6 protein-coding genes are annotated in these 10,507 nt (G+C 60.9%); 5 read left to right on the top strand and 1 reads right to left on the bottom strand.

Going from position 1 to position 10,507, the window contains the following annotated elements; translation table 11 throughout:
* Positions 1-88: 88 nt before the first annotated feature.
* Positions 89-1,708 carry a PvdJ/PvdD/PvdP-like protein gene (locus D8U69_RS27745; RefSeq protein ID WP_130908567.1) on the bottom strand — a complete coding sequence of 540 codons (1,620 nt, stop codon included), beginning with the start codon at positions 1,706-1,708 and terminating at the stop codon, positions 89-91.
* Between the two features lie 254 nt (positions 1,709-1,962).
* Here D8U69_RS27745 and pvdM point away from each other — a divergent pair, with 254 nt between their 5' ends.
* The 5 genes from pvdM to D8U69_RS27720 all read left to right on the top strand — a co-directional run bounded on the left by pvdM (position 1,963) and on the right by D8U69_RS27720 (position 10,237).
* Positions 1,963-3,312 (top strand): pyoverdine-tailoring dipeptidase-like protein PvdM, encoded by a 1,350-nt coding sequence (pvdM, locus tag D8U69_RS27740; RefSeq protein ID WP_130908566.1) that lies wholly within the window; start codon positions 1,963-1,965, stop codon positions 3,310-3,312.
* Between the two features lie 29 nt (positions 3,313-3,341).
* Positions 3,342-4,634 carry an aminotransferase class V-fold PLP-dependent enzyme gene (locus tag D8U69_RS27735; protein ID WP_177434603.1) on the top strand — a complete coding sequence of 431 codons (1,293 nt, stop codon included), beginning with the start codon at positions 3,342-3,344 and terminating at the stop codon, positions 4,632-4,634.
* 112 nt (positions 4,635-4,746) lie between these two features.
* Entirely contained in the window at positions 4,747-5,619 is an 873-nt protein-coding gene (locus D8U69_RS27730; RefSeq protein ID WP_130908564.1) for a formylglycine-generating enzyme family protein, read from the top strand.
* Positions 5,620-5,894: 275 nt separating this feature from the next.
* Positions 5,895-7,541: a cyclic peptide export ABC transporter gene (locus D8U69_RS27725; protein WP_130904175.1), complete on the top strand. Its 1,647-nt coding sequence runs from the start codon at positions 5,895-5,897 to the stop codon at positions 7,539-7,541.
* 215 nt (positions 7,542-7,756) lie between these two features.
* Entirely contained in the window at positions 7,757-10,237 is a 2,481-nt protein-coding gene (locus tag D8U69_RS27720; RefSeq protein ID WP_130908563.1) for a TonB-dependent siderophore receptor, read from the top strand.
* Positions 10,238-10,507: the final 270 nt, after the last annotated feature.

Below are 10,507 nucleotides of genomic sequence, written 5' to 3'. Positions count from 1 at the left end.
ACGGACGCTCCGCGTTCGGCTCTGGATGGGACGCAGAGCGTCCCGGGCTGCATTCCCACGCGGAGCGTGGGAACGATCACTGCGGTGCTCAGGCCTGACTTTGTTTGGCCTTTAAATGCCGCGCATACCAAGGTCGTTGCGGCACTTTGCGAAACAGGTCTTCGAGTTTCTTTTCATCCTCGCCAAAGGTAATCCGCAGCGCCAGCTTCATGGTTTCCGGGTCCATTTCCACTGACTTGCCCGCCTGCAAGCCGGGCGTGGTGCTGCAACCATGGGTTTGCGGACCGAGCCACGGGTCGGCGATCTCGACCCAGCGCCCCGGTGCGAACCACGGCACGCCGTTGACCTCAAGCCGGCTGACCTGCCCCGGATGAAAGCGCTCATGGGCGCGGAACCAGTCTTCCAGGCGATCATCGATCCAGCCATGGAAATGCCAGAACACCGGATTCACGTGAGAGGAAAACGGATCACCGAGAAAATCGTTTTCCGGCGCATACCAACGCGCCGAGAAGTCCGCCGGATCCCGGGCGAACGGCACCGGCTGACCGTTGGACGGGTCACGCGGCACCGAGGCCCAGCGCATGTGCAGCCAGTCGTGCAGACCCAACTCCACCTCCGAGCCGAACTGCCCCAGCGTCAACTTCGACAGATAACGCGGATCGCGGTACTGCGATTCCCAAACCTGGAAATTGCTGTGGTAGGTCTCGGCAGTCTTGATATCGCTGACCCACTGCGAGTACTCGTCATCGTCCTCGGCCAGCCAGGTCGGCGGCAGTGCGGTGCCGTCGTGATTGTCGAAATAGTTGGCGAAGCCGATGCGGTCCCGGGCCAGTTCGGGCTGCGGCAGCGGAAAATGCGTCCACGATGGCAAATCCTGCATCGAACGTGCGGTGCCGAGCATGTGCCGGTGCATGAAGAAAAAATCCACGCCCGAGCCGTTGCGATCCTTGCGTTTGCCACGGGCATCTCGCTCCTGGTCCCGCGGGCCGGGTTGCCAGCCAATACCGCGCAAGGCATTGCGCTTGTCTTCGGGCAAGGTATGCCACTTGTCCCGGGACGCATGCCAGAGCTGGTGAAACAGGCGATGCTCCTGGGACGTCAGCCACGCCAATAGCGGCGGGTTCAAACCGGTGCGCTCCCGGGCTTCGGGGAAGACTTTTTTCACGGCAACAAAACGGTTGTCCTGCGCCGTCAGCATCAAGGGTCGATCCAGATCCAGCACGCGACCACTGAGTGAGCCGCTGCCGGCATTGCCGAACCCGGCCCAGACCTCATCGAGCGCCATGCTGAATTCGTAATCGCAGCTTCCCGTCGCGCTCACCAGTCGCCAGCTCAACTGCGCCGGTTTGGCACTGGCCAGATCACCGAGCACCCGGTAGCGGGGTTGTTCGCTGGAGCGCAATCGTGCGGCGGTGTCGAGAAAACCGATCAGGCCACGGCCCTTGTGACCGATGTCGAGAAACACTTCCAGCCCTTCGCGCGGCAAACCTTCAAGACCTGCGTCACGGCCTTCGAAACGAATCTGCCAGACTCCGCGCAGGGTGTCCGCCAAGCGCTGGCCGGCGACATCCGCGACATCGAATGAAGCTTCACCCGGCGTGATTGTCGGGTCCGGTTTCGTCCATTGGCGATGCCCATAAAAAGCCGCAGGCACGGCAGCGCCGGTCAGCGCCAGGCCCGCCATGAACCATCGTCGAGAAATCGTCATTGCCCTACCTGTGTCAGCCATGGAGCAGGCTTTATCCAAGCTAGAACGTTTGTTGCCCTGCGAAATTTAAAAGCATCGCTGGCAAGCCAGCTCCCACAGGTATCGAGTTTGGATGGGATTATGTGAACACCACCGTCCATTGTGGGAGCTGGCTTGCCAGCGATGAGGCCAGTGCAATCACCTAAATTCTTCAGCTGCCCACTCGTTCCTCCCAGATAGCAAAGCCCCCCGCGGCGAACCTGACTGAGACGGCAATGACAAAACCACGTTCGAAAAAGGCTCTTTACATCGGCCTGCCATTGGCCCTGGCGATCAGCGCAGGTGCCGGCTTCGCGGCTTGGGATTATTGGTTCAAGGACAATCCCGGTTACCCGGTCAAAGTGATGAAGCAGGCCGATGAATTGCACGAACGCCTGCTCTCGTTCGACAGCCACATCACCGTGCCGATGGACTTCGGCACTGCCGGCAACGAAGCCGACAAGGACGGCAGCGGCCAGTTCGACCTGGTGAAAACCGCTCGCGGTCGCCTGTCCGGAGCCGCGCTGACCATCTTCGGCTGGCCGGAAATCTGGAACGGCCCCAACGCACCCCATCGCCCCACCGCCGGTTTCATCGAAGAAGCACGCTTCGAACAGGAAACCCGCTACAAGATCATCACCACGCTGGTGCGTGACTTCCCCAATCAGGTGGCCATCGCCTACACCCCCGATGATTTCCGTCGCGTGCATGGCGAAGGCAAGTTCGCGATCTTCATGAGCATGCTCAACGCCTACCCGCTGGGCAACGACCTCAATGCCCTGGACAAATGGGCCGCGCGCGGCATGCGCATGTTCGGCTTCAGCTACGTGGGCAATAACGCCTGGGCCGATTCGTCGCGGCCATTGCCGTTCTTCAATGATTCGCGGGACGCCCTCGGCGGGCTTTCGGACCTCGGCAAACAAGCCGTGCACCGTCTCAATGATTTGGGCGTGATCATCGACGTGTCGCAGATGTCGACCAAAGCCCTGGAACAAGTCGCCCGGTTGAGCCGCACGCCAATGGTCGCCTCGCATTCGGCGCCCCGCGGGCTGGTGGATATTCCGCGTAACCTCAGCGACCACGAAATGCAGTTGATCAAGGACAGCGGGGGCGTGGTGCAGATTGTCGGTTTCCCGACCTACATCCGCCCGCTGAGCCAGGCCACGCAGGCCAAGCTCAACGCCCTGCGTGCGCGCTTCGACCTGCAACCGCTGCAAGGTCTGGAGATGGCGCTGATGCCGGGGGATCCGGTCATCACGGTCTGGTCCGAGCAACGCTTTGGCGAATACGCCAGCCAGCTCTACGCCATCGTCGACGAAGAACCGAAGGCCACGCTCAAGGATTACGGCGATGCGATTGATTACGCGGTGAAGAAAATCGGTATCGACCACGTGGGCATCAGCTCCGACTTCAACGATGGCGGCGGTCTCGATGGCTGGAAGGATGTCAGCGAGGCGCGCAACGTCACCGCCGAGCTGATCAGCCGCGGCTACAGCGAAGCCGACATCGCCAAGCTCTGGGGCGGCAATTTTCTGCGGGTCTGGGATCAGGTCGAGAAATCCTCCAGACCCGTCGCCAAAAACTGATGCCACATTTGCCAAGCGAAGCCGAAGCCATGACCAACCGTCGTTCATTCCTCAAGCAGGCCGGTATTCTCGCCGCCGGCCTGCCGCTGGCTGCCGGCGTGAATCTGCCGGCGCTGGCCGGCAATCCACAGCAGCCATCGCAACCCCTGGCCAAGGGCAAATGGGCGCAACTGCGCCAGCTGTTCAATCAAGACCCGGACTACTTGCACTTCGCCAACTTCCTGGTGACCTCGCACCCGACGCCGGTGCGCAACGCCATCGACATGCACCGCGCCAACATCGACCGCAACCCCGGCCGCGCCATGGACTGGGACCTGCAGGAAACCGAAAAACGCGAGCACAACGTGCGGGTCTGGGCTGGCCGTTACCTCAATGCCACGCCTGAACAGATCGCACTGACCGGCAGCACCACCGAAGGCCTGGCGATGATTTACGGCGGTATTCATGTGCGCCCGGACCAGGAAATCCTGGTCAGCGAACACGAGCATTACTCGACCCACTACACCCTGGAATTTCGCCAGCAACGCCAGGGCACGAAGGTGCGCAAACTCAAGCTGTTCGCAAACAGCCACGACATTTCCGTGGACGAAGTGCTCGACTCGATCGCCAAAGGCATTCGCCCCGAAACCCGCGTGCTGGGCATGACCTGGGTGCAATCGGGCAGCGGCGTGAAATTGCCGATCGGTGAAATCGGCAAGCTCGTCGAAGAACTGAACCGCCAGCGCGAAGAAAAGGACCGCCTGCTGTACGTGGTCGACGGCGTCCACGGCTTCGGTGTCGAAAATCTCGACTTCCCCGACATGCACTGCGATTTCTTTATCGCCGGCACCCACAAATGGATGTTCGGCCCCCGTGGCACCGGGATCGTTTGCGCGCGCTCGGCCGAGGTCAGGGACGTCACGCCGATCATTCCGACCTTCGGCGAAGCCACCGATTTCGCAACCATCATGACCCCCGGCGGCTATCACAGTTTCGAACATCGCTGGGCGGCGGACGAAGCGTTCAAACTGCACCTGGACCTGGGCAAGGCCGACGTCCAGGCGCGCATTCATGAACTCAACACCTACGCCAAGCTGGGGCTGCTGGAACAGCCGCGGATCGAGCTGGTTACCCCGCAGAGTCCGCAGCTGTCGGCCGGTTTCACGTTTTTCAGGGTCAAGCAGCAGGATTGCGAAAAGATCGCCAGCGCACTGATGCAAAACCGCGTGGTCTGCGACTCGGTCGACCGCGACGTCGGCCCGGTGATCCGTATTGCCCCGGGTCTGCTCAATAGCGAAAGCGAAATCGACCGTTTCATGGCCCTACTCAACAAAATCGCCTGACGCCTGATTTTCGTAGGGGCCAGGCTTGCCGGCGAAGGCGTCCATCACATCGCCTTCGCCGGCAAGCCTGGCTCCTACAGATTCGACTCTCACCTTTTTATCGAGATGACACATGAACAGTGATCTGCTGCCACTCAAGGCCCTCGCCCTGTCCATTCTTATGGCCGGCATGCTGCCAACCGCCGTCCACGCCGCCACACCAACGCCACCGGGCAAGGTGTTCAAGGACTGCCGCGATTGCCCGGAAATGGTGGTTTTGCCCGCCGGCACCTTCACCATGGGCACCCCCGATGACGAAGTCGGCCGCGAGCCCGATGAAGGGCCGATGCATGACGTGACGTTCGCCAGGCCGTTCGCCATGAGCCGTTTCCAGATCACCGCAGGCGAGTGGGACAGCTACGTCAAGGAAAGCGGCGTGACCATCGCCAACGGCGATACCCGACCCGGTCGCGAGTGCATCGCCAGCAAGCCGCGTTATCCACAGACCCCGCGCCAGCCAGCGGTGTGCATGAACTTCGATGACGTTAAAAACTACGTCGCCTGGCTGTCGAAGAAAACCGGGCAGAAGTACAGCATGGTCAGCGAAGCACAGCGCGAATACGCGGCACGCGGCGGTACCAAGGGTCCGTTCCCCTTCCCGTTCGATGAAGGCAAGCAATACAGCATCGCCAGGCACGCCAACACCTACGGCCCGGCTGACGGCTACAGCTACAGCTCGCCGGTCGGCAGCTACCCGCCTAACGCCTTCGGCATGTACGACATGCATGGCAACGTCTACGAATGGGTCGAGGATTGCGAACATCCGAACTACGTCGGCGCCCCCACCGACGGTAGTGCCTGGCTGGAAGCCAACTGCGAAGCCGTGCGCATCCGCGGCAATGACTGGGGTGAAGCGCCGGTGTTCTCCCGCTCCGGCAACCGCAACAGCCAGTACCCACAGGAACGCGGGGACTGGATAGGCTTTCGCGTAGTGCGCCAGCTCTAAGGCACACCACGTTCCCCCTGTGGGAGCCAGCCTGCTGGCGATGACGACTTGTCAGTCAGCAGAGATGTCGACTGACCGTCCGCCATCGCCAGCAGGCTGGCTCCCACAGGGTTGATTGATCGTTCCCACGCTCCGCGTGGGAATGCATCCCGTGACGCTCCGCGTCACCTTCATTCATTCGAGCGACGGTCACCACCAGTCGACCGACGCTAAATTAACTCCTCGACCAGACGTTCTACTGGGTATCTGCCTTACGACCCAAGGAACAGTCTTCCATGACCCAGCCCACTCGCGGCGCCATCGGCGAATTGTTCGCCCTGCTCAAACCCTTTCGACTGATCGTCGCCGCGTCCATTTTCCTGGGCATGGTCGGCGGCCTGAGCGTCACGGTGTTGCTGGCGACCATCAACAACGCATTGCACTCGGACGGCCTGACCCAGGGCGTGGTGGCGCTGTTCGCCGGCCTGTGTCTGTTGGCGCTGGCCAGTTCGATCTGCTCCGACATCGGCACCAACTATGTCGGCCAGCACATCATCGCCAAGCTGCGCAAACAGTTGGGTGAGAAAGTCCTGTCGGCACCGATCGAACAGATCGAACGCTACCGCAGCCATCGACTGATCCCGGTGTTGACCCACGACGTCGACACCATCAGTGATTTCGCCTTCGCCTTCGCGCCGCTGGCGATTTCCGTCACCGTGACCCTCGGTTGCATGGGCTACCTGGCAATCCTGTCATGGCCGATGTTCCTGATCATGCTGGCCGCGATCATGATCGGCACGGCGATCCAGGCCTATGCCCAGAGCAAAGGCGTACAGGGCTTCATGGCTGCCCGCGATGCCGAAGACGAGTTGCAGAAGCACTACAACGCCATCGCCGAAGGTGCCAAGGAACTGCGGATTCACCGCCCGCGCCGCCAGCGCATGTTCACTTCGGGCATCAAGGGCACCGCCGAATTCATCTGCAACACCCAAGTGCGCTCGATCAATACTTTCGTCATTGCCAAGACCTTCGGCTCGATGCTGTTCTTCGTGGTCATCGGCCTGGCCCTGGCGCTGCAAACCTTCTGGCCGAGCGCCGACAAGACCGTGATGAGCGGCTTCGTGCTGGTGCTGCTGTACATGAAAGGCCCGCTGGAACACCTGATCAGTACCTTGCCGATCGTCAGCCGCGCGCAGATTGCCTTTCGCCGCATCGCTCAATTGTCCGAACAGTTTTCCACCCCTGAGCCGCACCTGTTGCTCAGCGATCAGGGCGACGTCAAACCCGCCGTGCACCAACTGCAACTGGCGGAAGTGCGCTACACCTTCCCGTCGGTGGACGGTGCCACACCGTTCCAGTTGGGTCCGGTCAACCTGACCATCAAACAGGGCGACATCACTTTCATCGTCGGCGAAAACGGCTGCGGCAAGACCACGCTGATCAAGTTGCTGTTGGGCCTGTACACCCCGCAACAGGGGCAGATCCGCGTCAACGGCGAGGCCATCGATGCACAGAACCGCGACGACTATCGCCAGTTGTTCACCACCATTTTTGCCGACTACTACCTGTTCGACGACGTGGTCCAGGGCGACACGCACATCCCGGAAGATGCCAACAAGTACCTGCAACGCCTGGAAATCGCGCACAAGGTCAGCGTCAAGGACGGCAACTTCACCACCACCGACCTTTCCACCGGCCAGCGCAAGCGTCTGGCGCTGGTCAATGCCTGGCTGGAAGAACGGCCGGTTCTGGTGTTCGACGAATGGGCGGCGGACCAGGACCCGACCTTTCGCCGGATTTTCTACACCGAACTGCTGCCGGACCTCAAACGCCTGGGCAAGACCATCATCGTGATCTCCCACGATGACCGTTATTTCGACGTCGCCGACCAACTGGTGCGCATGGAAAGCGGCCGGGTCGTGAGCGAATTGACCCCAGCCTGATCACCCATTTCAAGACCTTGCGCAGAACCTGTGGGAGCGGGCTTGCCCGCGATAGCGGTGACGAGTGGCATGGGGAAGACAGTTGCTCCCACAGGTTTTTGTGCAGGTTTCAAAAATGAAAAAATTATTTTTCCGGTTTCGCACTCACGCCCCGTCTTAATAATAATTCCCATTAACAAAAACTCTGCACGACACTTTCAGGAGCACAGGCAGTAATGCGATCCCTTCCATGCCGCACACCTCTCGCGCTGGCCGTACAGCGTCCGACCTTGCATCGAACCTTGCTGACCAGCGTACTGCTGACCGCCACCTTGCTGGGGAGCTCGATGGCCAATGCTGCACCTGTAAAAGTTAGTATTCCTGTGCAACCGCTGTCCAGCGCGCTGACTCAACTGGGCATGCAGACCAATCTGCAAATTCTCTACAGCCCGGACCAGGTGGCCGGTCTTAAATCCCGTGCGGTATCCGGTTCGCTCGAACCTTCCGAGGCGCTGGCCGAATTGCTCAAAGGCACCGGCATCTCGTTCCAGATCAACGGCAACAGTGTGACGCTGATGTCTGGCGGCTCTTCGAGCCTGCAACTGGGCGCGACCACCATCTCCGGCCAGGCCCTGGGCCTGACCACCGAAGGCACCGGTTCCTACACCACCGGCGCCACCACCACCGCCACCAAGCTGCCGCTGACCATTCGCGAAACGCCGCAATCGGTGACCGTGGTAACCCGTCAGCAAATGGATGACCAAGGCTCCAAGAGCGTGAGTGATGTGCTGCGCAATACGCCTGGCGTCACCATGCAAAAGTACGACAGTGACCGCACCGAGTTTTCCACCCGTGGCTTTGCCATCACCAACTTCCAATACGATGGCGTCAACATTCCTTACGACGGTGTCTACGGCGAAAACCCGAACAACAGCGACGACTCGGCCAGCCTTGACCGTGTCGAAATCATCAAAGGCGCGACCGGCCTGATGACCGGCGCCGGCGACCCTGCCGCCACCGTCAACCTGGTGCGCAAGAAACCGACCAAGGAGTTCAAGGCTTCGGTCAGCGGCACCGTCGGCTCGTGGGACAACTACCGCACCGAAGGCGACATCTCCGGCTCGCTCAACGACTCCGGCAGCGTGCGCGGTCGCTTCGTTGGCGCCCTGCAGGACAAAGATTCGTACATCGACCACTACAGCCAGAAGAAAGACCTGTACTACGGCATCCTCGAAGCCGACCTGACCGACGATACCCTGCTGACATTGGGCGTCGACAAATCCAGCGCTACCCCGCGCGGCAGTTCCTGGACCGGTAACTCACCGTTCTACACCGATGGCGGCCGTACCGATTTCTCCCGCAGTTTCAACCCGGGGTCTGACTGGAGCCGTCGTGATTTCGACAGCACCACTTACTTCGCCTCCCTGGAACAAGCGCTGGCCAACGACTGGAATCTCAAGGTCACCCTCGATCAGAAGACCACGGATCACGACACCCAACTGGCGTCAGCCAGCGGCGGCAACCCGGATCGTGCCACCGGTGAAGGCATGTTCTTCTACTGGGGTCGCTGGGAAGGTCATCGCGTGCAGAACACCGCGGACGTCAATGTTTCCGGCCCGTTCAGCCTGGGTGGTCGCGAACATGAACTGGTGGCGGGTTTCATGACCTCCCATTCCCGGCAGACCGGTTCGACTTACGACAGCAGTGAGTTCGGCCTGGTGCCGGGCGATATCTTCGACTGGAAGGGCCACATCGCCAAACCGGAGTTCCCGAAAAACGGCAAGTACGAGCGCACCCAGAGCCAGAACGGCGCGTACCTGGCCACACGCCTGCGACCGACCGACGACCTGTCGTTCATCCTTGGCGGCCGCGTCAGCACCTTCAAGTACAACGAGGATTACACCTACTACCCTGGCGCCGGTCTGGGCGATACGCATGCCAGCTATAAGGAACACGGTGTCGTCACGCCCTACGCCGGCGTCGTCTATGACCTCGACGATACCTACTCGGTGTATGCCAGCTACACCAACATCTACCAGCCGCAGATCTACAAGGACGCCAGCGGCAAGACCCTGGATCCGGTGGAAGGCAACAGCTATGAAACCGGCCTGAAAGCGGCCTACTTCGAAGGCAAGCTGAACGCCAGCCTGGCCTTCTTCCGCATCGAACAGGACAACGTCGCCCAGTACGTCACCACCGACACCGCCACCGGGCAGGACGTCTACAAGCCAACCAACGGCGCCACCACCAAAGGTGTGGAACTGGAAATGGCCGGTGAACTGGCCGAAGGCTGGAACGTGTCGGCTGGTTACACCTACGCCCGTTCCCGCGACAAGGAAGAACAACGCATCTTCGGCTTCCCGCTGGCGACCACCAAACCGGAACACGTCGTGCGCACGTTCACCACTTACCGTCTGCCTGGTGCCCTGGACCAGGTCACCGTCGGCGGTGGCGTGAGCTGGCAGAGTGCGTTTTACGGCCAGACCTTCAACCCGAATGTGGATGGCAGTGGTCAAGGCGCCAGCGTCAATCTCAAGCAAGGCGGCTACACCCTCGTGGACCTGATGACCCGCTATCAGTACGACGAACACCTGAGCTTCACCGCCAACGCCTACAACGTCTTCGACAAGAAGTACCTGACGGGCCTGGGCAACTTCGGCACCACCTTCTACGGCGAGCCGCGCAATTTCCAACTCACGGCGAAGTACGACTTCTGAGCTGTTGAGCTGACCTGAAAATGCCCGCATCGTGAGATGCGGGCATTTTTTATGGAGCATTCCCACGCTCCGCGTGGGAACGCAGCCCGGGACGCTCCGCGTCCCTTCAACAGCCGAACGCAGAGCGTCTGTTGAGGCATTCCCACGCAGAGCGTGGGAACGATCTGGGTTCATCTCACACCCTCGACCGCACCCACCCCGCCACCTTTGGATCGTTCCCACGCTCCGCGTGGGAACGCAGCCCGGGACGCTCCGCGTCCCTTCAACAGC

Origin of the sequence: Pseudomonas sp. Sample_16 (assembly GCF_004307665.1) — a bacterium.
Classification (GTDB): domain Bacteria; phylum Pseudomonadota; class Gammaproteobacteria; order Pseudomonadales; family Pseudomonadaceae; genus Aquipseudomonas.
This window is presented reverse-complemented; position numbering and strand designations above follow the sequence as displayed.